The 23,855-nt window shown below is 36.8% G+C and carries 23 protein-coding genes and 1 pseudogene; 22 read left to right on the top strand and 2 right to left on the bottom strand.

What is annotated here, in order from left to right:
- The first annotated feature begins 343 nt into the window (after positions 1-343).
- The 3 genes from ACQKMI_RS11790 to ACQKMI_RS11780 are packed head-to-tail and all read left to right on the top strand — an operon-like array spanning position 344 to position 1,624.
- Complete coding sequence (locus tag ACQKMI_RS11790) at positions 344-691, top strand: hypothetical protein (protein WP_427489057.1); 348 nt, start codon at positions 344-346, stop codon at positions 689-691.
- Between the two features lie 35 nt (positions 692-726).
- Positions 727-957 carry an alpha/beta fold hydrolase gene (locus tag ACQKMI_RS11785; protein ID WP_427489055.1) on the top strand — a complete coding sequence of 77 codons (231 nt, stop codon included), beginning with the start codon at positions 727-729 and terminating at the stop codon, positions 955-957.
- 19 nt (positions 958-976) lie between these two features.
- Positions 977-1,624 carry an alpha/beta fold hydrolase gene (locus ACQKMI_RS11780; protein WP_427489053.1) on the top strand — a complete coding sequence of 216 codons (648 nt, stop codon included), beginning with the start codon at positions 977-979 and terminating at the stop codon, positions 1,622-1,624.
- 351 nt (positions 1,625-1,975) lie between these two features.
- Here ACQKMI_RS11780 and ACQKMI_RS11775 read toward each other — a convergent pair whose 3' ends face one another.
- Positions 1,976-3,589 (bottom strand): PucR family transcriptional regulator, encoded by a 1,614-nt coding sequence (locus ACQKMI_RS11775; protein ID WP_427489051.1) that lies wholly within the window; start codon positions 3,587-3,589, stop codon positions 1,976-1,978.
- Positions 3,590-3,897: 308 nt separating this feature from the next.
- Between ACQKMI_RS11775 and ACQKMI_RS11770 the strand changes: the two genes are divergently transcribed.
- From ACQKMI_RS11770 to ACQKMI_RS11720, 11 genes are all read left to right on the top strand, one after another.
- Positions 3,898-5,520, top strand: coding sequence for a lactate permease LctP family transporter (locus ACQKMI_RS11770; protein WP_427489330.1), 1,623 nt, complete (start codon positions 3,898-3,900; stop codon positions 5,518-5,520).
- Positions 5,521-5,802: 282 nt separating this feature from the next.
- Positions 5,803-7,032: an allantoate deiminase gene (allC, locus tag ACQKMI_RS11765; RefSeq protein WP_427489049.1), complete on the top strand. Its 1,230-nt coding sequence runs from the start codon at positions 5,803-5,805 to the stop codon at positions 7,030-7,032.
- Between the two features lie 25 nt (positions 7,033-7,057).
- The gene (gene allE / locus ACQKMI_RS11760) at positions 7,058-7,861 is read left to right on the top strand and encodes a (S)-ureidoglycine aminohydrolase (RefSeq protein WP_427489047.1); all 804 of its coding nucleotides are present in this window, start codon (positions 7,058-7,060) and stop codon (positions 7,859-7,861) included.
- Between the two features lie 124 nt (positions 7,862-7,985).
- Positions 7,986-9,035 (top strand): ureidoglycolate dehydrogenase, encoded by a 1,050-nt coding sequence (allD, locus tag ACQKMI_RS11755; RefSeq protein ID WP_427489044.1) that lies wholly within the window; start codon positions 7,986-7,988, stop codon positions 9,033-9,035.
- 17 nt (positions 9,036-9,052) lie between these two features.
- Positions 9,053-10,810 (top strand): acyl-CoA synthetase FdrA, encoded by a 1,758-nt coding sequence (locus ACQKMI_RS11750; RefSeq protein ID WP_427489042.1) that lies wholly within the window; start codon positions 9,053-9,055, stop codon positions 10,808-10,810.
- On the top strand, positions 10,810-12,075 hold the full coding sequence (locus tag ACQKMI_RS11745; protein WP_427489040.1) for a DUF1116 domain-containing protein: 1,266 nt from the start codon (positions 10,810-10,812) through the stop codon (positions 12,073-12,075). Before ACQKMI_RS11750 ends, ACQKMI_RS11745 begins: the two co-directional genes overlap by 1 nt.
- Positions 12,072-12,842, top strand: coding sequence for a DUF2877 domain-containing protein (locus tag ACQKMI_RS11740; RefSeq protein ID WP_427489038.1), 771 nt, complete (start codon positions 12,072-12,074; stop codon positions 12,840-12,842). Before ACQKMI_RS11745 ends, ACQKMI_RS11740 begins: the two co-directional genes overlap by 4 nt.
- Before the next feature lie 5 nt (positions 12,843-12,847).
- The gene (arcC, locus tag ACQKMI_RS11735; protein WP_427489036.1) at positions 12,848-13,780 is read left to right on the top strand and encodes a carbamate kinase; all 933 of its coding nucleotides are present in this window, start codon (positions 12,848-12,850) and stop codon (positions 13,778-13,780) included.
- Between the two features lie 892 nt (positions 13,781-14,672).
- Positions 14,673-15,596: an alpha/beta hydrolase fold domain-containing protein gene (locus tag ACQKMI_RS11730; protein ID WP_427489034.1), complete on the top strand. Its 924-nt coding sequence runs from the start codon at positions 14,673-14,675 to the stop codon at positions 15,594-15,596.
- Between the two features lie 144 nt (positions 15,597-15,740).
- Positions 15,741-16,211: a DinB family protein gene (locus ACQKMI_RS11725; RefSeq protein ID WP_427489032.1), complete on the top strand. Its 471-nt coding sequence runs from the start codon at positions 15,741-15,743 to the stop codon at positions 16,209-16,211.
- A gap of 269 nt (positions 16,212-16,480) precedes the next feature.
- Positions 16,481-16,999, top strand: a complete 519-nt coding sequence (locus ACQKMI_RS11720; RefSeq protein WP_427489030.1) for a GNAT family N-acetyltransferase — start codon at positions 16,481-16,483, stop codon at positions 16,997-16,999.
- Between the two features lie 45 nt (positions 17,000-17,044).
- On the opposite strand, the gene ACQKMI_RS11715 is transcribed toward ACQKMI_RS11720, so the two are convergent.
- The gene (locus ACQKMI_RS11715) at positions 17,045-17,659 is read right to left on the bottom strand and encodes an FMN-binding negative transcriptional regulator (protein ID WP_427489028.1); all 615 of its coding nucleotides are present in this window, start codon (positions 17,657-17,659) and stop codon (positions 17,045-17,047) included.
- A gap of 169 nt (positions 17,660-17,828) precedes the next feature.
- Between ACQKMI_RS11715 and ACQKMI_RS11710 the strand changes: the two genes are divergently transcribed.
- The 8 genes and pseudogenes from ACQKMI_RS11710 to ACQKMI_RS11675 all read left to right on the top strand — a co-directional run bounded on the left by ACQKMI_RS11710 (position 17,829) and on the right by ACQKMI_RS11675 (position 23,637).
- Complete coding sequence (locus ACQKMI_RS11710; RefSeq protein ID WP_427489026.1) at positions 17,829-19,229, top strand: PLP-dependent aminotransferase family protein; 1,401 nt, start codon at positions 17,829-17,831, stop codon at positions 19,227-19,229.
- 454 nt (positions 19,230-19,683) lie between these two features.
- Positions 19,684-19,830, top strand: a complete 147-nt coding sequence (locus ACQKMI_RS11705; RefSeq protein ID WP_427489024.1) for a hypothetical protein — start codon at positions 19,684-19,686, stop codon at positions 19,828-19,830.
- 878 nt (positions 19,831-20,708) lie between these two features.
- Positions 20,709-20,958, top strand: a pseudogene (locus tag ACQKMI_RS11700) (FadR/GntR family transcriptional regulator); the annotation flags it as partial.
- A 221-nt stretch (positions 20,959-21,179) separates the two neighbouring features.
- Complete coding sequence (locus ACQKMI_RS11695) at positions 21,180-21,329, top strand: hypothetical protein (RefSeq protein ID WP_245639454.1); 150 nt, start codon at positions 21,180-21,182, stop codon at positions 21,327-21,329.
- Entirely contained in the window at positions 21,305-21,385 is an 81-nt protein-coding gene (locus ACQKMI_RS11690) for a hypothetical protein (protein WP_409351173.1), read from the top strand. The genes ACQKMI_RS11695 and ACQKMI_RS11690 overlap by 25 nt, the downstream gene beginning before the upstream one ends.
- Before the next feature lie 214 nt (positions 21,386-21,599).
- A complete protein-coding gene (locus tag ACQKMI_RS11685; RefSeq protein WP_427489022.1) occupies positions 21,600-21,827 on the top strand; it encodes a hypothetical protein in 228 nt (75 codons plus the stop codon).
- A gap of 12 nt (positions 21,828-21,839) precedes the next feature.
- Positions 21,840-22,688, top strand: a complete 849-nt coding sequence (gene accD, locus ACQKMI_RS11680; RefSeq protein ID WP_427489020.1) for an acetyl-CoA carboxylase, carboxyltransferase subunit beta — start codon at positions 21,840-21,842, stop codon at positions 22,686-22,688.
- Positions 22,681-23,637: an acetyl-CoA carboxylase carboxyltransferase subunit alpha gene (locus tag ACQKMI_RS11675; RefSeq protein WP_427489018.1), complete on the top strand. Its 957-nt coding sequence runs from the start codon at positions 22,681-22,683 to the stop codon at positions 23,635-23,637. The genes accD and ACQKMI_RS11675 overlap by 8 nt, the downstream gene beginning before the upstream one ends.
- Positions 23,638-23,855 lie beyond the last annotated feature (218 nt).

Here is a 23,855-nt window from a genome sequence, read left to right as displayed (position 1 = left end):
TTTAATCTATCAGTAGCCAGGGGAGAACGTAAGGGGTGGGACATTGAGCCCGTCACCTAAACTGTTCACCCCCTACTTGTAAAATATGTTTGAGGCTGGTTGGGACTTAGATCTCGTATAACAAGCGAAGCTATAAAACTACTTGGAGGTAATAGGGGTTATTGATGTATTCAATTACATTTTAGCTAGCTTTATAAATTTTATTTTCTCGTTTCTAAGCGATTGAATTTGTTTCAATTGCTTTTTTGCATCACCGCGTCGTTTTAGAAAAAATAAACGTAAATTAAAAACGTTTGATTATTAACAAACGTAATAATATAATGTTTGTTATAGATTGGTAGTTTTGAAATGGATACTATCCGTTTATAATGACAGCGATGACAAGAAACTTGCCGATTACACAGCCCATTCTGAGCTAACGCCGGAGGTCCCAACTAATGGTGCCGAAGCTTTCAACTGCTATATTGAGCACACCTTCCATTTCTGGCGTGAATGCCGAGGTGAAGTGATGTTTCTTGGCGATGTTGGTGAGTATCTTATTGGACCCGAAGACGAAAGATGGGATCTTGTCATGATGATTATTCGCCAGAGCGGCGCGCAGTTGCTTCTTGTTTTTTTAGTCATCAGGATTACATGGCGGGTATCGGTCATCGTACTGCAGCGATTGAAGATTCACGCCGTATGCCTATGACAGAACTTAAGATATCAAAATAAAAGGAGGAGATCATGATTATGAAAATTCTAAAAGTTAACGACGTCGATTTGGCCTATGACAGTTTCGGTAACGAAAATGACGAGGCTATTATTCTAATCGCCGGGCTGGGAACCCAGATGATTCGATGGACGGATTCGTTTTGTCGGATATTAGCGGCGCGGGGCTTTCGCGTAATCCGCTTTGACAATCGCGACGTAGGTTGCTCAACGCACTTTAGCCATTATCCGACGTTGGATTTTTGACGCACTAGCCACTTCTCTCATGTCTGGCCAGCAACCGGACATCCCTTACACTCTCGATGACATGTCCAACGACGCTATCGGACTACTTGACGCCCTGTCAATTGACCAGGCACATTTCGTTGGCAGGTCAATGGGCGGAATGATCGCCCAGATTGCAGCTAGTGAGTACCCTGAACGAGTATTATCGCTCACATCCATTATGTCCAGTTCCGGTAATCCCGCCCTTCCGCCAACTGCCCCAGATGTCATGGCGATGATGACTAAACCGGCGCCGAACCCATTTGAGGATGAAGCAGGATTTTTGACGCACAGTCTATCTTTTGCCAAACGTATCGCCGGCACCGGCTATCCGTTTGAAGAGGATACTTATCGGGCGCTCATACTGGAGGAAGTCCAGCGAGCCTACGATCCAGGTAGTGCCGGACGACAAATTGCTGCTATGGCTGTCTCCGGTGACCGTCGTCCGCGCCTGGCGACCATAAAAGTACCAGTACTTGTCATTCATGGGGTGGAGGATCCTCTGTTCGTCCAGGCATGTGGCGAGGACGCTGCTTCTGCCATCCCGGGCGCCGAGCTTATGTTGGTTGATGGCATGGGGCACGACCTGCCGCACCAACTGTACAAAGTGATCGTTGATGGCATAGAGCGTACGGCTCGTCGAAATTGACACGCGCTTACTGAATGGCAACCAGCCGGAGTCATGCGCATCAGATGGGGCTAAGTAGGCTCAGGTGCGCAGCGCTATCAATTTGCACGACCTGGGTGGAAGCGGTGATGCTTTTGGAACGGTTGTTAAAGCAGCTCCATTTCATCAATTAAAGGGGTTCCTAACAGAGAATTCATTTAAACGTATATGTGGATTCAATCGAATAAGCGCCGGTTTCATGATAACATCGTGAGTAGGACCTACACCATTTGCTTGCTCATAATTGAGGTGGGAAGCAAGTGTTCCGATAAAATAGGCAAAAAGAATCCCGCTAAAAGCATGCATAACAGCTTTTTAGCGGGATTTTTTAGTTTAAAAATTTACTTTCTCTGATGCAAATAATGCTAATCGTAAATCCAGTGAAATGTCAGGCGCTTCGATAGGCTGACCTAAAATCTCTTCACATTTTTTAATCCGATATTTGACCGTATTCCGATGAATAAATATATCCTCTGAAGTTTTCGTAAGATCACAATGGTTCGCCAAATAAATTTTCAATGTATGTTTTAGTTCTTTTTCCTTCGTCGTTTTCGGATAGGCTAATGAACCTAGCGTATACGTGATAAACGGCTTTAATTTATTGGCAGGAATAAGTTGTAATAATTCTTCTACACTTTTAGATTTATAGAGTTCTATAAATTCAACTTTCCCACCTTCTGACTTATGATCAAAAGCTTCATTCGCTTCGAAATAAGAGAGTGGTAACTGTGAGAATTCAGTGACTTCATTCCCTATACCGAAAGAAAGAGTACTATTAAAAAGTTTTTGATACTCTTTTTGGATATATTTGCAGTAATCTAAATAATGTTGATGTTTCGTTTGTAAGAGTATCGTAAACCGATGATTTCCTGGAGACATATAGACACTGATAGAAGGGTCTATATCCGTCAACTTATGCGTTAGCCATTCAAAGGTCATTTGATAGCGTTCATTCAAATAAATATTATTTTCCACATCTCTTTCTTGATCAATCGCACAAACGATCACTTGATAGAAATTGGATGGTTGGATTAGGTGCTTTTTTAAAAACTCAGGGTGCTGCTTGACAGAAATAAGATTATCAGGATGTTCAGACATCAGTGTTTCGAAAAATCGGTTTACATCTTGTTGTTCCGCTTCTTTGATTTTACTATTTTTATAAATGGCGAGACTGAGTGTATTTACAGCTTGTTCTATGGCAAGCAAACTAAATGGATAAGTAAGCGTATTGACATTTGAGACCATCAAATAATACGGAAAATATTTAAATGCTGGAACTTCAAAAATAATATGTTCTTCTTGGAAAGATGCTTTATTATTAGGTGTAATTTGGTTGGAATTAACACATCTTTTGAAGTAACTAAGATTTTTTTGAACTTGCTCTGAGTGTTCGTGGAAGTGATGGCTCATCGATTTAATTTGATGGAAAGGATTTAAGAGCATCACCGGGACTCTGAGGAGTCTGCTCATACGTTCAATCATCATTTCCAAGCTCAAACCTCTCATAAGCATTGTATTTAATTCTTGTTGGATATCTAATGCAAAATATAACTTTTCAGTTTCTTCATCCAATATATAGGATGATATATGATGCGTAATAGATCCAAGATTCCAACTATCTGGGATTCTAATAATTGGAAATTTCAACTCATTTGCAAATTCTATTACTTCATCGTCGATCTTTTCTAAAAAGCGCGATAACTTAACTCCTATGCCGGCTACTTGTATCTCATTTAATTCTCGAATGAGATCTATTAATCCTGATTGGTCGTGTTGATAACACATACCCGTCGTGACGATAAATGAGTGTGGTGCTGTGAAATTTTTAATATCAGGCGTTTCCGTAATATCGACCATTTCTACTTCTCTTTCTAAATCGCCCTCATCATTTAACAATATTAAATCAGAAAATTGTTGGACAGACATAATTTCTTTTAATGTTGTCACAAGAATCATCTCCTTTATCTTTGTTAGAAAAAGCCAAAATATAAATTAAATATGTAAGATGCTACAAGGATAAGCTATCCCCCTGATTGTATACTATTTTAGAAGGTTATTATACGTATAATCCTTTATTTCGAAATAGTAAAGGAGATTCATATGCTTGAACTAGTTCAAAATATTCTATGTAAAGCTTTGTTTTTGAAAAGCGGTTTACAACAAGGATAGCATGCTAAAGTAGCTTGAACAAAGAAATTCACCTTTGCTCCACTAAACCATGATAGAAATAACTACTTTTGAAAGAAGTGACAACGATGTGGGATCAACAATACAATCCACTTGGAAACGAAATAGTGAGTGGGATCATTGCCTTTCTTCCTATACTCCTATTTCTACTTAGTTTAACAATTTTTAAATTAAAAGGGATTTATGCAGCAGCCTTAACTTTAGGTGCTACCATTATTATTACAGTCGGAGTCTTCGATATGCCGATTACTAAAGCGTTTGGAGCCATTCTTCTCGGAACAGGCAAAGCGCTGTGGCCTATTGGTTATATCGTCATTATGGCTGTTTGGTTGTACAAAATTTCTGTGCAAACCGGAAAATTTGAGATCGTACGTGGTAGTATAGCGAATATTACCGAGGATCAACGACTTCAATTATTGCTCATTGGCTTCTGTTTTAATGCCTTCTTGGAAGGAGCGGCAGGATTAGGTGTTCCAATCGCTATATGCGCAGCCTTACTTGTGACGCTTGGTTTTAAACCGATTAAAGCTGCTGGACTTTGTCTTATCGCCAATGCCTCTACAGGTGCATTTGGTACAGTTGGAATTCCAGTCATTACTGGTGCTGAAGTAGGTGGGTTGGAAACGTTAGAACTGTCAAGAATGACAGCCTATCTTTTACCTTTGATTTCATTTGTCGTACCTTTTCTCCTCATCTTTATTTTAGATGGTATCAAAGGAATAAAAGAAATATTCCCAGCTATTTTTGTCGTCAGTAGTGTCTATTCAGTGCTTCATCTTCTGACGATTGCTACGATTGGGCCGGAGCTTGCGAATATTATTCCTTCTTTAGTTAGTATGGTGGTTTTAGCCTTATTCTTAAGGAAGTGGCAACCGAAAACGATTTACCATGAACCTGGGGTAGAACTAACAGGGAAATTAAAAAACTATTCGATGAAAGAGATTTTGGTAGCATGGTCACCATTTTATATACTCACTGGTGTTATTGCCGTTTGGAGCTTGCCTGCATTTAAACAATTATTTGTAGATGGTGGTGCACTTGATTTTACGACTGTCGCTTTGAAAATTCCGGGATTACATGAGCAAATCATGCGTACACCACCAATCGTAACAGAAGCAAATTCGATACAAGCTATCTTAAATATTAATTTTGTTTCGGCAACGGGAACGGCGATTTTATTGGCCATCATTTTAACAAGTGTGCTGTTTCCTGCGTTAAACATTAAACAATCCGTTCATTTGTTAGGTGACACGATTAAAGAACTATGGTTACCGATTTTTACGATTGTACTTGTAATGGCTTTTGCTAATCTTTCTGACTTCTCTGGGCTTAGTACTTCTCTAGGACTTGCGCTTGCCAAAACGGGTGAATTCTTCCCATTTGTTAGTCCAGTATTAGGATGGATCGGTGTCTTTCTCACGGGATCTGTTGTGAATAATAACGCACTATTTGGCAGCTTGCAGGTAGTTACCGGCTCGCAAATCGGAATCTCGCCATCATTGTTAATGGCAGCTAATACGGCTGGAGGAAGCGTAGCAAAATTGATTTCACCACAATCTATCGCGATTGCAGCGGCAGCTGTTAATCAAACCGGTAATGAATCAAAAATCTTTCAATATACAATACGATACAGTTTAGGCTTGCTCCTTCTCGTATGTATCATGACACTCGGGTTATCGTTTATCCTCTAAAGACGTAAATAATGAATATACCACATAGTAAATCTACGCTTTTACATAGATTTACTATGTGGTTTTTGTTTTTCCGTAAACTTTACTCCGCTCAAACGCCTTTTTAGTCCCTTTACATAATCGACAACAAACAGGATTCTTTTTTACCTCACGGCTACTTGCTACTTACTAAATTTTTGTCTAAAGTGCATAAAACGACCCTCCATTATTGTTCGTTGTGTCAATGAATGGTTATGAGGAAGGACCTATAATAAAAGTGTAGAAGGAAGGAGTGAAAGAGGTATGGATATTCAATCGACTTTTGAGTTGTTAGATAAAAAATTCACAAGTTTTGGTGGTTTAGAACAAGGTGGAATTACACGTCTCTTATATTCCCAAGAATGGAATGATGCCGTTCGTGAGCTGGAAACAACATTCAAAGAAGAAGGGTTCGAAGCACGTTTCGACGATATCGGTAACTTATCTGGGCGTCTTGTTGGCAGTAAATATCCGGAAGAAACCATTTTATCGGGATCACATATCGACACAGTAGTTGAAGGTGGTCATCTAGATGGACAATTCGGCATCTTATCTGCACTTGTAGCTGTGAAATATTTAAAAGAAAAGCACGGTCAACCTTTACGATCATTAGAAGTATTATCGCTTGCAGAAGAAGAAGGTAGCCGATTCCCTTACGCATTTTGGGGCAGTAAAAACTTCTTTAACTTAGCGGAAAAATCAGATGTTGACACAATTGAAGATGCAGAAGGTATCAAGTTCGAAGATGCGATGCGTCAATCAGGCTTTGATTATCGTAAAACTACTGACGTACGCAAAGACATCAAAGCATTTGTTGAAATGCATATCGAACAAGGGAAAGTGTTAGAGACAGAAAACAAAACAATCGGTGTTGTCAATGGAATCGTCGGTCAAAAACGCTACACGATCAACTTAAAAGGGGAAGCAAACCATGCCGGCACAACACCAATGGCATTACGTCACGATACAGTTGTTGCCTATAGTGAAATTGTCACTGATTTAACAAAGCGTGCAAGAGAAATTGGAGAACCACTTGTGTTAACGTTCGGCCATGTTGTACCTGTACCAAACACAGTAAATGTAGTTCCTGGTGACATTACATTTTCAATAGACTGTCGTCATATCGATCAGCAACTATTAAATGATTTTGCAACAGAAATCGAAGAGAAAATTAAACAAGTCGCTGAAGCCAATAGCATGACTTATGATATTCATTTATGGATGGATGAAGCGCCAACTTTGATGGATCAACAAATTGTTCAAATTATTGAACAAGCAGCAAAAAACAATGTAGGTGATCAATATAAAGTGATGCCATCTGGTGCAGGACATGACTCACAAATCTTCGCGCAATATATTCCAACGGCGATGTTGTTTGTACCTTCTATTGGTGGAATTAGTCACAATACCACGGAAGAGACGAAGATAGAAGACCTTGTGAAAGGTATTGAAGTATTAGCAGATGTACTTTATGAACTGGCTTATAAAGAATAAACATTGAAAAGGAGCGGACTTACTTATGGGTTACTTAAATCTTAATCAAGGATACAGAGAAGGTTTATTAGAAACACGTTCTGTCATTAAAAAAGATAATTACGCATTAATCACACCAGACGGTTTAGTGAATAATGTTGTTCCTGGCTTTCAAGATTGTGACGTAACAATCTTAGGATCACCACGTTTAGGCGCAAGATTCGTAGATTACTTAGTAACGGTTAAAAACGAAGGTGGAAATAAAACTGGTTTCGCTGGTGATGGTATTCAATCGTTTGTATACGTTATTTATGGCACAATCAACGCTTATGCAGCTGGTGAAAAATACGAATTAACGGCAGGTGGATACTTATATGTACCGCCACACTTACAGTTAACTTTTGAAAATAATAATAACGGTGAAGATAGCCGCTTATTTTTATATAAAAAACGTTATCAACCACTAAAAGGGCATCCACTTAAAGGACATACACCTGATGTAGTGACAGGTAATGTGAACGACATTAAACAAGAAGCTTATGAAGGTATGAAAGAAGTATTAATCCAAGATTTATTACCAAAAGAGATCGGATATGACATGAATATTCATATTCTTTCATTCAAACCAGGTGCTTCACATGGTTACATTGAAACACATGTTCAAGAACACGGTGCGTACGTTTTAAGTGGGCGAGGAATGTATAACTTAGATAACGAATGGATGCCAGTTGATAAAGGCGACTATATCTTTATGGGCGCTTATGTACCACAAGCCACTTATGCAATTGGTTTAGATGAACCATTCTCATACATTTATTCTAAAGATGCAAACCGAGACATTGACCTATAAAGAGGAGGCCTAATGACTCTTTGAAGCTATCGAAAGATTCATTATGTATCTCCGTTACAAAAGAAATTCACTTATGTAGAATCTGACAAAATATTTTAGTGATGTAAGAGAAGGGGCTGACAATATGCGTGTATCGAAGGAAGAACTATTTAATTTAATGAAACAAAAGTTTATAAAAGCAGGATTAAATGAAGGAGCGGCACATGATGTTTCAGATGTTTTAACATTCGCTGATCATAGAGGCATTCACTCACATGGTGCCGTACGTGTTGAATACTATTCTGAACGAATCGCAAAAGGCGGTATTACAGCAAATCCAAATTACACATTTGAACAAACAGGTCCATGCTCTGCTGTTTTTGGTGGAGATAATGGCCCAGGTCACCAAGTGGCGAAACAAGCAATGGAAAAAGCGATTGACATGGCAAAACAATCGGGCGTTGCCGTTGTTGGTATGAAAAATATCTCACATAGTGGTGCGTTAGGTTATTTTGTTGAGATGGCAGCAGAACAAGATATGGTTGCTATTAGTATGTGTCAATCAGATCCTATGGCCGTGCCATTTGGCGGAACTGAACCTTATTTTGGGACAAACCCAATTGCATTTAGTGCACCATCTGCAGATGATCGTATCATTACATTTGATATGGCGACAACTGTCCAGGCTTGGGGCAAAATCCTAGACGCAAGAAGTAAAAATGAATCGATTCCAGACACATGGGCGGTAGATGAAACTGGTGCATCAACTACGAATGCAAGAGATGTTCATGCACTCTTACCAATTTCGGGTGCAAAAGGGTATGGCTTAATGATGATGGTGGATATTTTATCAGGTAGTTTACTAGGAGTCCCTCATGGTATGCATGTGTCTTCCATGTATCAAGACTTAACAAAAGGGCGCGACTTAGGTCAACTTCATATTGTTATTAACCCTGCCTATTTCACAAATTTAGATGCTTTCAAACGACAAATTTCCACGATGCTCGATGAATTAAAGGGGCAACCAGCTGCAGAGGGCTATGGAGAAATTTATTATCCAGGTGAACGCGGTAAATTAAGAAGTGCGAAATATGATAAAGAAGGTATTGAAATCGTAGACGATATTTATAACTACCTTGTGTCAGACGATGTTCATTTCGATCGTTATCACGGAAAAAATAGATTTGCAGAATAATAAATTGGAGGATCATCATGTTATACACAATTATAAAAGAAAACACTTATAAAGACTCCATCGTGTTAATGCTTTTATCCAACAAGTTGTCTGCAATTGATGGTGTAAACAAAGTATCAATCATGATGGGAACACCAGCGAACAAAGACATTTTTAAATCTTCTGGCTTAGGCACGGATGAATTAGAAAAAGCTAAGCCAAATGATATTGTCATCGTTGTAGATACAGATCAAGAAGAAAAAGTAGACGAAGTGAAAGAAGAAGTAGAGATTGCTTTAAAAGGTGAATCAGATTCACAAAATACGTCTAAAGATCAAGAAGCACATAACTGGAAACGTGCAATGGAGCTTGCTAACAATCCGAACTTAGCGTTAATTTCAATTCCTGGTCAATATGCAGCGATGGAAGCGGAAAACGCATTGAACGAAGGCTTACATGTATTCATGTTCAGTGACAATGTTTCGAAAGAAGACGAAGTGAAATTGAAACAAAAAGCGCATGAAAAAGGGTTATTAGTGATGGGTCCAGACTGTGGTACTGCACTTATTCACGGCGTCCCTCTTGCCTTTACAAATAACGTAAACGAAGGCGATATTGGTATTGTTGGGGCATCAGGTACAGGGATCCAAGAAGTAACAACAATTATTGACCGTTATGGTAAAGGTGTGATGAACGCGCTTGGTACAGGTGGACGTGATTTATCGACAGAAGTTGGTGCTATCACGATGTTAGATAGCATTAAAGCGTTAAATCAAGATCCAAAAGTAAAAGTAATTACAGTGATCTCCAAACCACCTGCAGAGGAAGTACAACGTAAAGTATTAAACTTATTAAGAAATATTGATAAACCGATTGTTACACTATTTTTAGGTGACAAACCATCCTATCAAGAAGAGAACATCTATCATGCTTATACACTAGAAGAAGCTGCAGTTGTAGCTGTCCAATTATCAAATGGGGACAAACCGAATTTCGAACCGACAACAGCTGAACATGTAAACGTTTTATTAAAAGAATCACAAGTTGGTATTAAAGGTTATTACTCAGGCGGTACATTAGCATCTGAAGCAGCGATGCTAGTAAGAGATGCTTTCAAAGATACATTAACGGAAGAACAGAACGATAGCTATGTGTTAAAAACAAAAAATCATGAAATTATCGATTTAGGTGATGATGTTTATACAAAAGGTAAACCACACCCGATGATTGATCCTGAAAAACGTATCGAAATGCTTGAAAAATCCGTCAATGACCCTGAAACAGCGGTCATTATGATTGATAACGTGATCGGTAACGGTGGGCATGAAGATATGGCCAGTGAACTAGCACCAACAATTAAACGTATTTTGGATAGTGCACGTCAAGATAGTCGTCAACTAGCAGTGCTTGCAACGGTTGTAGGTACAGCACAGGACATCCAAGGTTATGAGAAACAAATTGAGATCTTAAAAGAGAGCGGTGCAATTATTTGTAAGACAAACGACCAAATGGTTCGCACAGCTATCCAACTTGTAGGCGGTACAGTGGAACAACCAATCGTTGATGTACAAAAATTTGATTATACAGAAGAAAACTTGGCAGTCGATGAGAAAATTATGTCCTTCATTAATATGAAACCAAGTGTCATCAATATTGGGCTAAAAAGCTTTACGGAAGCTGTTCAAAACAGTGGCTCTGAGTGTGTTCAATTTAACTGGCGTCCAATTGCTGGTGGCGATGAGAAGTTAATGAAAGTACTTCAATTCTTAAACTATTATGAAGGAGGTACAATCTAATGGGTTACAAAACAATAAATGAAGCGAACGAAGCCGTTATCCAGAAGATCATAGCAGCGGCACCATTTTTAACGGATGTTGTACCTGCTAAATCTGTGATTCCTGAATTAGAAGAGTACGTGTTATTACATGCTGGACCTCCAATTAAATATGAAAACATGACAGATCCTATGCAAGGTTCCTGTGTTGGCGCTATCCTTTTTGAAGGTTGGGCGAAAAACGAAAAGGATGCACGTGAATTACTTGAAAACGATAAGATTACATTCATTCCATGTCACCATGTGAATGCAGTTGGACCAATGGGTGGTATTACGTCACCTAACATGCCAGTACTTGTCGTTATTAACAAAGAAAGTGGTAACGAAGCGTACTGTCAAATGAACGAAGGGATAGGAGCAGTGTTACGCTTTGGCGCTTACAATGGGCAAGTCATCAATCGTTTACACTGGATGAAAGATGTATTAGGTCCAGTATTAAGTAAAGCCTTAAAAACATTTGATGGAGGCTTGAACGTCAACGTATTGATTGCTAAAGCTATTGCAATGGGTGATGAGTTCCACCAGCGTAATATTGCAGCGTCTCTTGCATTTTTAAAAGAACTATCTCCAGTCATTGCATCATTAGAAGACGTTGAAAAAGATCAACGTACAGAAGTAATCCAATTCTTAGCTGACACAGACCAATTTTTCTTAAATATTGCTATGGCGACTGGCAAAGCGATGATGGATGCAGCACGTACAATCGAACACGGTACAGTTGTTACCGCAATGTGCCGAAACGGTGAAAACTTTGGTATCCGTATTGCGGGCATGGGAAACGAATGGTTTACTGGTCCTGTTAATACCCCTCAAGGATTATATTTCACTGGTTACTCAGCAGAAGATGCAAACACAGATATCGGTGATTCAGCGATTACAGAAACAATCGGTGTCGGAGGTATGGCGATGATTGCAGCACCTGCAGTAACACGCTTTGTTGGTTCGGGCGGTTTTAATGATGCGCTTGAAACAAGTAATCAAATGACAGAAATTTGTATTAGCGAAAACCCGAACTTTGTCATCCCAACTTGGGACTTTAAAGGCGCATGTTTAGGCATTGATGCACGGAAAGTTGTTGAAACAGGGATCACTCCAGTCATTAACACAGGTATTGCGCACAAAATTGCGGGTTACGGACAAATTGGTGCCGGTACAGTCCATCCGCCAATCGAATGTTTTGAGAAAGCTATCACAGCATATGCTGAAAAGCTAGGCTTTAAAGGATGATTTTACAAGCAAGTGCGGTTGGTTCAATCGCACTTCAATTATTGAATGAAGAAAAAACCTTTACCGTGCACAGTATGTTTGAAAAAGGTTTAAATATGGTTGATCAAGATGGAGAATTGATATTTGCTGGTACCGATGAAAATGGGACATTTCCGTTTGGTATATTGCTTGATCCACAAACGAAACAAATGTTAAAGACCAATATTCAAGTAGGAGATACGTTAACAGTTCGTCATAATCGTCTTTCTCATAAGCATTTTGACATGCTATTGAATTCTAAAACACTCCCTTTAAATATGGATTTTGAACGTGCAAATATCACTCAATTAAAAGAAAATCTTCAATACATTTCATTTGAATCCTATGAATCAACAGATTTTCAACGTGCACGTATGTTGTCTTTGATCAATCGTTTACATGATCCAACCCAAAATCTTGAGAAGACATTTCGTTATTTTATTGGACGTGGACAAGGTTTGACACCAACTGGTGACGATATACTGGTCGGCATATTGTACGGACATTTTATTAATCATTTTATAGAACATAAACATCTCGAAACGTTAAAAGCTTTAATGGAGGAACCGTTAACAACCATTGTTAGTAAGCGTTTTATAACATGTGCTTTAGATGGTCTATTTAGTTCGAAGATTACAGCTTTGCAGCATGATCCATCTTCAGAAAGCATGAACAGGCTTATTGATGTAGGATCATCATCCGGGATGGATACGTTATATGGCATTTACATGTCATTAACTAAGGAGTGAAAGAAATGGGGAAAAGTGTAGTTATTGCTTTGGGTGGTAATGCCATTTTACAGCCAAAACAAGAAGCAACTTATGATAATCAATTCAAAAACGTAGTGTCGGCAACAGGCCATATGGTGGAAATTCGAGAAGCGGGTCATAACATCGTCATTACACACGGCAATGGTCCGCAAGTAGGAAATATCATTGCCCAAAATGAAGCAGCTAAAAATGTTATAGAACCACTACCAATCCATGTTTGTAACGCAGAATCACAAGGTTTCATTGGTTATATGATGGAGACAGCTTTAAAAAACCATATGAAAGAACGAGGCATTGCTACAAATGTGGTGACATTGCTAACAATGGTTGAAGTGGACAAGGGAGATCAAGCTTTTAAAAATCCGACTAAACCAATCGGTGTATTTTTCTCGGAAGAAGAAGCGCAACGTTTAGAAGAACAAGGCTTTACTATGGCAGAAGATGCAGGTCGGGGATATAGACGCGTTGTCCCTTCACCAGAACCAAAAGTGATTCATGGTATAGATGAAATTAAACGTTTAATTGATGAAACGATTGTTATTTCATCTGGTGGTGGCGGTATACCTGTATATCGTGAAGACAGTGGTCAACTACAAGGTATTGAAGCAGTCATTGATAAAGATCGTTCAGGATTAAAACTTGCGCAACAAGTGAATGCGGATGTTTTCATGATGTTAACAGATGTACCAAATGTCTATATTAATTTTGGGAAAGAAAATGAGCAAAAGCTAAGCCACATTACAGTAGCAGAAGCTGAACAGTATGTTGCAGAAGGACAATTCCCAGCAGGTAGTATGTTACCAAAAATGCAAGCAGCTATAGAATTTGCAAAATTAGGGAAAGAGTCAATCATTTGTTCAATCGATCAAGCAGTAGCTGCATTAGACGGAAAAGCAGGTACACGTATAACACAATAAGTTTAAAATATGGTTCAAGGATCGTCATCCGTTAAGTTTGCAACGTCATGAAGTGAGTAATCACAGACTATAGACGTTGCAAACTTTTTGACGTTACTTTTGTTATAGTTCATAAATCTGCTTGTTTATAGCGGAAGATAAGACATTAGGGCATAAATGAAACAATAAATCGAGGCTATCATTATAAAAACGGATAATCGTTTTGAGTAGATGGTTAGAGGCGAAGAAATTCGTCTCTTTTTTTATTGTACACTCGGCATACGTAATAACTATAGGGGGGAAGCTTCAGAAGCGATGAGACAGAAGCATTGGTTAGCTGATAGCAAAGGCGTCTGTGGTACTTGGAATCAGAAGGAAAAGCACAGGCCTTAAGAACATGAATCTCGGTATGATGAGGGGAGTGCGCACACACTTTCTGTACAAAAAGTAACTTAGCACGTTGTCTTTTTAAAATGTTTTCAAGAAAAATGCTAATTCCACGAGCAAAGAACGTATGTTCTCTACTTAAACTTTATAAAAATTCGAGCTAAAGGGGAAGTAAGTCGATTACATACAGGAACGTAAAGAATTTGAGCAACTACTATAAAAAGAAGCATAGCAATCAAGTATTTAATAGGAAGGTTTTGGTAAATCATCTGTTATAATAATTGAAATGGAAGCCCATGTTCACTTTTTTTATGAGATAGAAAAGGTTTTTTATTTTGACCTTGAAACATCATTCAACCTTTATTCTGTAAATATAGATGCAGTATTAACGCCTACGTTCAATGAAGACATTCTATCCAACCTGTTAAAGACTTTTAATAAAGCGATATAAGGCTATTTTAAATCATACCATGTTATGAAAGAACAAGATGAACAATAAAAATGTTATAAGGAGAGAACATTAAAAATGAGTCTAGACATTTATAACGGAGAACGTTCTGAAGAAAGTGTTCAATTTGAAAAATGGTTAACTTCCGAAAGTAATAAAAAGAGTTTTTCTAGTATTGAAAACACTAAACAGTTTGTTGAGTTAATGGGAACTGAAAATAGTAAGCCATATGTTATAGGGGAAGATGTTCAATTTTTAAGTGATGTTAAGGAGGAGGCATTCGAGGACATACAGGTTTTCACATTAAATGACCAAGAGTCTCCGAAACAAAAAGTTATTCTTTATCTACATGGTGGCGCTTGGACTAATCAACCTTTAAATTTTCACTGGTGGTTCTTGGATAAAATGGCGCAATCATTGAATGCGAAAATAATTGCTCCTATTTATCCTAAAGTACCTCATTTTAACTGTAAAGATACGTATCCAAAAATGCTAAACCTCTATAAAGAAATGCTTGCAACTGTTGAAAATTCGAATCAATTAACGATTATGGGAGATTCGGCAGGCGGTAATATAGCACTTGGCCTAGCTCATCTGTTAAAAATGAACAATTTACCTCAACCGAAAGATATTATTTTATTATCAGCATGTGTAGATTTGAGTTTTGAAAATCCTCTTATAGCTGAATATGAAGAAAAGGATCCGATGTTAGCTAGTGAAGGAATGGAAGTCATTACAAAGATTTGGGCAGCTGATAAAGATTTAAAAGACTCATTGATCAGTCCAATATACGGTGACTTTAAAGGACTGGGGAAGATTACTCATTTTATTGGAACGCACGAATGTTTATATCCAGATGCAATAAGACTGGATGAAAAACTGACAGAACAGAAAATTGAAATCAATACCTTTGTATATCCTAAAATGAATCATGTGTTTGTTGTTATGCCAATTCCTGAAGCTCAAGATGCTCAACAGAAAATTATTAATATACTAAGTTAATTTAAAGAAATGGAGCTTAACTGTACCTGAAGCGGCCACCAAGAGGGAAATCTTCAGTTAAATAGCTTCTATAATACGCCGCAATTGAATATTGACCCAAAAGGATTTTCAATAATAAAAGGATAAAATTGGAGGGAATAGTAAATGGATGTAAAGACACTTTTGTTACAACAATGGGCTAGCTGCTTAGATGAAGAAGACTGGTTTCCGCCACTTGAAAAAGTGCTAGAGGACATTACGTTTGAACAGGCAATTTGGAAACCAGCTGAGGGGGCAATGAATTCCATTTGGGAATTAGTTTGTCATTTAATTTTTTATAAAAAGAGACTTTTGATGCGATTTCTTGGTGAAACAGCGAATGAGCCACAAGCAGAAAATAATGAATCTACATTTCGAATACCAACTGTGACGTTTCAAAATTGGAAGGAAACAAAACAAGAATACATTTATGTTCACCGTGAACTTGAAAAAATACTAGCAAAATCAGAACAAGTAGATTTGTATAGACAGATTCCTGGCGAAAGATCATTAGTGCTTGAACTGAAGAGCTTAGCAATGCACGACGCATATCATATAGGGCAAATAGTATTCCTAAGAAAAATGCAAGGAGCTTAGGCTGATAAACGCAGCATTTAAAGAAGCTTTATTAGTTTTACGGAAAAAGAACGGGAACGTCCGAATCGGGCGTTCCTATATGGATACCCAAAATGTAAAAGGACACCAAAGAGATACGATTAAAATGCCTACCACAGTAAATACATATATCATATTTAAGTCTTTTTTTATTGTAAATACAACAAAAATAAGTTAAATTAAATACAAGTTTTTATGTTGCATTTGCAATATAAAATTTATAGAGAGTTAACTATAAAGGAGTGTAATCAATGACAGTAAAGTTAGGTAAGATTAGAATAGGAGATTTAATAAAACTACAAGAAATCAGTATCGAAACATTTAATGACACATTTAAAGATCAGAATTCACCTGAAAATATGAAAACTTATTTGGAGAAAGCATTTAATACTACACAGCTGGAGAAAGAATTGACCAATCCAAATTCGGAATTTTATTTCATCTATTACGATGAAGAGACTGCTGGCTATTTAAAGGTAAATATCAATGAGGCTCAATCTGAACATATGGGGGATGACTTAATAGAAATTGAAAGAATTTACATTAGAGATAAATATCAAGGAAAAGGACTTGGAAAACATTTAATCAACAAAGCGATGGAAATAGCTGTAGCACAGAACAAAAAAAGCATCTGGTTAGGTGTTTGGGAAAAGAATGATAATGCCATAGGTTTTTACAAGAAAATAGGTTTTATCCAAACTGGAGCTCACTCTTTTTATATGGGTGATGAAGAACAAATTGATATCATCATGACAAAAAATCTTATATAAAAAAGAAGGCAGAAACGTTGATATAACAACATTTCTGCCTTTTAGTCATTTTCTATTTTTCTTCATGGCTTCTGCTATAGCAGAAGCATTAGGATCTTCTTCTTTAGAAAGCTCACTAATAATATTTGCGTAATCCGTAGCATTACGATTTTGACTTAATTTATAGGCAGCTTGAACTTCTTTTATTTTAATTCTAAATCCTTTTATTCCTTTTATCTCTTGTTGTAACATTTCAGGAGAAAGTTTATCCCATAATACAGGATTTTCACGGGATTTCTCATATTTTTCAAGTAAATTAGTTAAATTCTGTTCTAACTCACTTCCTTCCATGAGACTTGCTTTTCCATAAACATGAATTGATTGATAATTCCAGGTTGGCACATTTTCTTTTTCATACCAAGAAGAAGAAATATACGCATGTGGACCATTAAATATAACTAATATTTCATCTATATCCTCAAAAGTCCTCCAAAGAGGATTTCCATATGCAAAGTGACCTGTGAGGTAATATTCATCCTTAATTTTATTCAATAATAATGGTACATGGGATGCTATTGGTTTTCCTTTTCTTATTGAAACAATTGTTGCAAAGGAATTGTCCTTAATAAAATCTTTAATTTCCTCTAAATCATTTATTTTGTAATACTTAGGAATATACATGCAAAATCTCTCCTTTTTTATTAGAAATTATTGCGGGTTTTTAGAATAAACAAAAAATTATTGTTGGATGTGTTTACATTTTCTCTGCCACAATGTAGATTTTATTATAATAACCCTCTGGTACTATTAAAAGTGCCAAGAATGTTATTTCTTAAGGAGCCAAAAATATATGCTAGAAATTACACCAATATTAAATAATGAAGAACCACTATATTTTCAATTATATAAATACATTAAAGTTGAAATTCAAAATGGAAACATTTTAGCTAAAACCAAATTACCATCCCAACGAAGCTTAGCTAAACATTTAAACATTAGTCGCAACACAGTTGATGCTGCATATCAACAGCTCCTTGCAGAAGGGTATGTCGTAAGTAGAGAAAGAGAAGGGATATATGTTGTAGAATTTGAAAAGGATTATTTTCAAATAAATAGTGTAAAATTTGATAATACAATATTAAAGTCTAACCAAGAAAAAGATCCTACTGTAATCGAGTTTGATTTTAATTATGGGGATATAAATTTAAAAGATTTTCCCTATAAAATATGGCGTAAATTGAGTATGCAAAGTCTTAATGAAGAACAAGATCATCTTTTTTTATATGGGGATGCACAAGGTGAGCTTAAATTAAGAGGTTATATTGCAAAATATCTTTATGAAGCAAGAGGGGTTAAATGTTCTGCAGACCAAATTGTAATAGGGGCAGGTTTGCAATATCTTACAGGAATAGTATGTAACTTAATTGGGCGAGAAAAGCTTTTTGGTATGGAAGATCCAGGATATTATAGAGTTCGCTACCTTTTTAAAGATAATGGTATAAGGATAAAACCAATACATCTTGATGATTATGGAATTAGTATCGCCCATTTAAGAAATAGCAAGGTTAAAGCCGTATATGTGACTCCATCTCATCAATTTCCAATAGGAACTGTAATGCCTATCTCAAGAAGACTAGAATTATTAGAGTGGGCAAATAAAGAAAACGCTTATATCATAGAGGACGATTATGATGGTGAGTTTAGATATGCTGGGAAACCAATACCGGCTCTACAAGGATTAGATTCGTATGATAATGTTATTTATATGGGGACATTTTCAAAATCGTTGATTCCTTCCATAAAATTAAGCTATATGGTTTTACCAAGAAAACTAATTAATTTATATATCGAGAACAGCTATTATGTTCAAACTGTGTCGAGATTCCATCAACATACTTTACAATTATTTATGGAAAGTGGTCATTGGGAGAGACATCTGAGTAAATCAAGAAATAGCTATAAAAAGAGGTATGAGGCTTTATTAAAAGCCATTAATCAAATCTTGGGAAGTAAAGTGAAAATATATGGTGCTAGTGGTGGTTTACATATTCTAGTGGAACCAAATAATAGTATGTCCGAAGATGAACTAATAGAAACAGCCAAAATGAAAGGTGTAAAGGTTTATCCAGTATCAATTTTTTATGCGAATCCTCCAGAAAAACAAACGGCAAAAGTTTTGCTTGGATTTGCTAATATAGATGAAGAAAAGATTTATAAGGGAATTGAGCTTTTGAAAAATGCATGGTTTTAATGAACTAATATTATTATTTTACTAGTTAGTAGACCTTGTTTGTTCTTAATAAAGAATATGACAAGATAAACAATTAAAAGAAGACACCAAAGTCTAAACTTTACTTCAACCTTTCAACTTTAAGAGTTACGATTATTATTCTCAAATATTTCCTTATTTCCACTATGAAGATAAATTTCAATCCGATTTTCAATATTTTTATAGAAAGGTGCATTCTTATAGTTTATTAACGAATATTTTTAGTAAATTGTTATTTAGTTATCTTTATGCAAGTTTTCTAGAACTTTATAATGATTATTCTGAGCATAATATCTTAATTAATCCATGTGTGTTTATTATTACAGAAAAGGAAGGAACAGTGAAAAGTATTAAATTTATTTGTGATTACCCTAAAATTAGATGAAAATTTTTAGCTGTAATACCCAAGATTTATGCCTTTTCACTTAAAGTAAAGATGGTGTTTTCGATAGAAGAAGATAAGAATGTGGAAAACATTAAGGACGAACAAGTAGTTGAATTTGTTGATGAAATAGTCGAGGAAATTACGTCTCTTATTTATCGATTATACGATAAGACATTAAGAGATTTAGTTAAACGCTAAAATTTTCTCTACCTTTATTTTCTAGTAGAAAAAAATGGTTTTGAAGTTCTAACAAGAATTACAGGGACAAAGAACTTCCAGATATTCATTTGATAAAGGTGGTAAGCGTATAAAACAGTGAAAAATGGTAACACGAAACTGACAGTTTAGATATTATATGGATTTTTTATATGAAAATTATTTTCAAACAAGCTAGGTTTTTAACCCTGCTTGTTTTTTAATACGGATAGTTTGTTCATATTTATTGGTTTTTTTCGCGATATATACACCTATACTGAAACTCTTGATTTAGTAAAGTGGCGACAATTATAAAAAAGTTACGATTAATAACCCTGGATATTGGCTCAGTGGGCCACGTCCGAACGATGCCAGGTACGTGCTTTCCTTGTAAGTCGCCGTTTACAAATGGCCTTTATTAGCTTCAGGATGAGTTTGGAAGGGTATCTGTAACCTTATTCCCGAAAGTTTCTCATCTTGTTCAAGAGCTGTTACTAGAAGATGAATTGCTTTACAGTGAGAGAACGCTTGAAAAGCGCTTTGGTAGACCTCAAGTGAAAGTAAAACATGCACAAACGACGAAAAGAATATGAAATTGAAGTAATTTTAGAAATTGCATAAATTTTTATACAGTTTCTTCTTTACTTTTAAATAATTTTTTTGTAAGATAAAGCCAACTTCAAAAGTGGCCAGACCACTTTTGAATTCATTCAGTAAGAGACGCCATCATCTGAAGGTGGTGGATTTTGTTTCTTTATAGTAGGTATCCAAACACCTACTGAATGAAGATAAAGCCTTTGGATGCATTGTTTATCTGCGCGAAAGGAAAGCGACAGCGATAATTATTCCAAGGCGAATAGATTGACCGAGGAGTTGATCGTATGGATAAAAAAACCGAACAAAAGAAAGTGTTTTTAGATATCGTCCAACAATTACGACAACTTATTAAAATAGAAAAAATACAGGCTGGTGAAAAGTTACCTTCCGAAAGAGTCCTTTCAGAACGTCTAGGTGTCGGGCGATCCTCTGTGAGAGAGGCATTGCGAAGTTTAGAGTTATTAGGTCTTATTGAAACGAGACATGGGGAAGGTACGTTTCTAGCTTCTACAAAAGCATCAGCTCGTAGAAATTTAGTAAGATAAAGCCAACTTCAAAAGTGGCCAGACCACTTTTGAATTCATTCAGTAAGAGACGCCATCATCTGAAGGTGGTGGATTTTGTTTCTTTATAGTAGGTATCCAAACACCTACTGAATGAAGATAAAGCCTTTGGATGCATTGTTTATCTGCGCGAAAGGAAAGCGACAGCAATAATTATTCCAAGGCGAATAGATTGACCGAGGAGTTGATCGTATGGATAAAAAAACCGAACAAAAGAAAGTGTTTTTAGATATCGTCCAACAATTACGACAACTTATAAAAATGGAAAAAATACAGGCTGGTGAAAAGTACCTTCCGAACGAGCCCTTTCAGAACGTCTGGGTGTCGGGCGATCCTCTGTGAGAGAGGCATTGCGAAGTTTAGAGTTGTTAGGTCTTATTAAAACGAGACATAGGTGAGGTACGTTTCTAGCTTCTACACAAAAGCATCAGCTCGTAGAAATTTTGTCGATGTTTATATTAGAAGATTAAAAAAATCAAAAAAAGGATGTCGAATTAACGCGACAAATTCATGAAATGGAAGCCATTCGCGTTATAAGTTGTACAGTGACTCTGCGAACACTACCTATGTGGGACAGTTTTTTTGTAAAGCTAGAGATAGAGGTACGATTAATTGTCTGGATGTTTTACGAGAAATAGTCATCACGTCAGAAATCGTTTTTTACTAAAAGTCTGGTTTCAATTAGCAGTTTATGCCGGTGACCGTTTAAATCGAAACTCAACAGAAGAAGAAAAATTAATCATTCAAACTATGTTGAAATCGATGCAGCTTGGCTATGAAAAAGAAGCATTAAAAGCTCTTACGAACCAAATGCTGAACAAGGCATTTAGACAAACATAGGGGGAGTAAAACATGGCAATACGTAGCTTATTTAGTAAAAAGAAAGAGGACGGACAGGAAAAGGGATTTCCGGAAGGACTTATGACAAAATGTCCAGAATGCCGTCACATTCAGTTAACAAAGGAATTAGAAAAAAATCATAAAGTGTGTACAAAATGCGACCATCATTTCAAAATGACTGCACAGGAGCGCGTAGCATATTTCTTAGATGAAGGTTCATTTGTTTCAATGGATGATCATTTACAAACAAGTAATCCACTTAATTTCCCTGATTATGTAGAAAAAATTTCAGTGGCTAAACAACAAACGGGATTAAGCGAAGCTGTACTGACTGGGGTAGGTACTCTTGATGGAGAAGAAATTGTTGTAGCAATTATGGATTCTCATTTCCGTATGGGCTCAATGGGCTCCGTTGTAGGAGAAAAAATCACACGTGCCGTTGAAAAAGCTATTGAATTACGTGTACCGGTTATTATCTTTACTGCTAGTGGTGGAGCGCGCATGCAAGAAGGTATTCTATCATTAATGCAAATGGTAAAAACGAGTGTGGCATTAAAACGTCATAGTGAAGAAGGACTATTATTTATTTCGATCATGACGCACCCTACATACGGTGGCGTTTCAGCAAGCTTTGCTTCTGTTGGAGATATTAATATTGCAGAACCGCAAGCATTGATTGGCTTTGCTGGTCGCCGTGTAATCGAAGAAACATTAAGAGAGAAATTACCAAATGATTTCCAAAAGTCAGAGTTTTTACTAGCGCATGGTCAGCTTGATGCAGTTTTCCATAGGAAGGATTTACGAAACCAAGTAGCAATACTTGTAAAAATGCATACAAAAGGCGGTGTGCAACATGTCTAAAAATTTAGCTTTTGAAGAACCAGTAGTACAATTACGAGAAAAAATTGATGAATTAAAAACGATTGCTACAGAGGCAAATGTAGACATGACAGGCGAAATCGAAAAGCTTGAAACACGTCTAACACAGCTAGAACAATCTATTTATGCCAATATGAAGCCATGGGATCGTGTACAGGTTGCTAGACATCCAGAACGACCAACAACTTTACAATATATAGAAGCTATGTGTGAAAACTTTATTGAGTTACATGGAGATCGTAAATTTGGTGATGATGCAGCTATTCTTGGAGGAATTGCTCTCTTTGAAGGACAGCCCGTAACAATTGTTGGACATCAGCGCGGAAAATCAACTAAAGAAAATATTCGACGAAATTTTGGTATGCCACACCCTGAAGGATATCGTAAGGCATTACGCTTAATGAAGCAAGCTGAGAAATTTAAGCGCCCAATTATTTGTTTTATTGATACAAAAGGAGCCTATCCGGGTAAGGCAGCCGAGGAACGCGGCCCAAGTGAAGCCATTGCTAGAACTCTCTCTGAAATGGCGATTCTAACAGTACCAGTTATTAGTATTGTTATTGGGGAAGGCGGAAGTGGGGGTGCAATTGCATTAGGGGTAGCTAATCGCGTCTTTATGTTAGAGAACTCAACGTATTCGGTTATCTCGCCTGAAGGGGCTGCATCGATCTTATGGCGAGATGGTAGCCTAGGGAAGCAAGCTGCAGAAGCAATGCGGATAACAGCACCTGACTTAAAAGAGCTTGACGTTATTGATGGAATAATCCCTGAAATAACGGGTGGAGCACACCGCAATGTTGTGAAGCAAGCATTTTATATAAAAGAATGTATAAGCGTCACACTAAAAGCATTGAATTCCCTAAATGGCGAACAATTAATTGAAGATCGCTATAAGAAATTCAGAAAGATTGGACAATATACAGAAGCTTAAATTCATTTTTAGGTTTTTGGACATGTGAATTTGTTCGTAAAGAGAGAAAAATTGTTTCTTAAATAAATTAATATCCCAATGAAAGAAGACACCAAAATCTAAACTTATTTGACAATTAAGTAAAGTTTAGATTTTGGTGTCTTTGTACACCTGTTTCGTCTCACTATTATTAGTATACTTTTCATTGATACGTAACTTCCTATAATTTATATTATGTA

The organism is Lysinibacillus sp. NPDC097214, from assembly GCF_050277945.1.
Lineage (GTDB): Bacteria > Bacillota > Bacilli > Bacillales_A > Planococcaceae > Lysinibacillus > Lysinibacillus xylanilyticus_B.
This window is presented reverse-complemented; position numbering and strand designations above follow the sequence as displayed.

What these genes read in the sequence shown, in the direction of transcription:
- ACQKMI_RS11785 (WP_427489055.1), top strand. Translation starts at nt 727, where the DNA reads ATGATTATGAAAATTCTAAAAGTTAACGACGTCGATTTGGCCTATGAC.
- ACQKMI_RS11780 (WP_427489053.1), top strand. Translation starts at nt 977, where the DNA reads ATGTCTGGCCAGCAACCGGACATCCCTTACACTCTCGATGACATGTCC.
- ACQKMI_RS11770 (WP_427489330.1), top strand. Translation starts at nt 3,898, where the DNA reads ATGTGGGATCAACAATACAATCCACTTGGAAACGAAATAGTGAGTGGG.
- allC (WP_427489049.1), top strand. Translation starts at nt 5,803, where the DNA reads ATGGATATTCAATCGACTTTTGAGTTGTTAGATAAAAAATTCACAAGT.
- allE (WP_427489047.1), top strand. Translation starts at nt 7,058, where the DNA reads ATGGGTTACTTAAATCTTAATCAAGGATACAGAGAAGGTTTATTAGAA.
- allD (WP_427489044.1), top strand. Translation starts at nt 7,986, where the DNA reads ATGCGTGTATCGAAGGAAGAACTATTTAATTTAATGAAACAAAAGTTT.
- ACQKMI_RS11750 (WP_427489042.1), top strand. Translation starts at nt 9,053, where the DNA reads ATGTTATACACAATTATAAAAGAAAACACTTATAAAGACTCCATCGTG.
- ACQKMI_RS11745 (WP_427489040.1), top strand. Translation starts at nt 10,810, where the DNA reads ATGGGTTACAAAACAATAAATGAAGCGAACGAAGCCGTTATCCAGAAG.
- ACQKMI_RS11740 (WP_427489038.1), top strand. Translation starts at nt 12,072, where the DNA reads ATGATTTTACAAGCAAGTGCGGTTGGTTCAATCGCACTTCAATTATTG.
- arcC (WP_427489036.1), top strand. Translation starts at nt 12,848, where the DNA reads ATGGGGAAAAGTGTAGTTATTGCTTTGGGTGGTAATGCCATTTTACAG.
- ACQKMI_RS11730 (WP_427489034.1), top strand. Translation starts at nt 14,673, where the DNA reads ATGAGTCTAGACATTTATAACGGAGAACGTTCTGAAGAAAGTGTTCAA.
- ACQKMI_RS11725 (WP_427489032.1), top strand. Translation starts at nt 15,741, where the DNA reads ATGGATGTAAAGACACTTTTGTTACAACAATGGGCTAGCTGCTTAGAT.
- ACQKMI_RS11720 (WP_427489030.1), top strand. Translation starts at nt 16,481, where the DNA reads ATGACAGTAAAGTTAGGTAAGATTAGAATAGGAGATTTAATAAAACTA.
- ACQKMI_RS11715 (WP_427489028.1), bottom strand. Translation starts at nt 17,659, where the DNA reads ATGTATATTCCTAAGTATTACAAAATAAATGATTTAGAGGAAATTAAA.
- ACQKMI_RS11710 (WP_427489026.1), top strand. Translation starts at nt 17,829, where the DNA reads ATGCTAGAAATTACACCAATATTAAATAATGAAGAACCACTATATTTT.
- ACQKMI_RS11705 (WP_427489024.1), top strand. Translation starts at nt 19,684, where the DNA reads ATGGTGTTTTCGATAGAAGAAGATAAGAATGTGGAAAACATTAAGGAC.
- ACQKMI_RS11695 (WP_245639454.1), top strand. Translation starts at nt 21,180, where the DNA reads ATGGATAAAAAAACCGAACAAAAGAAAGTGTTTTTAGATATCGTCCAA.
- accD (WP_427489020.1), top strand. Translation starts at nt 21,840, where the DNA reads ATGGCAATACGTAGCTTATTTAGTAAAAAGAAAGAGGACGGACAGGAA.
- ACQKMI_RS11675 (WP_427489018.1), top strand. Translation starts at nt 22,681, where the DNA reads ATGTCTAAAAATTTAGCTTTTGAAGAACCAGTAGTACAATTACGAGAA.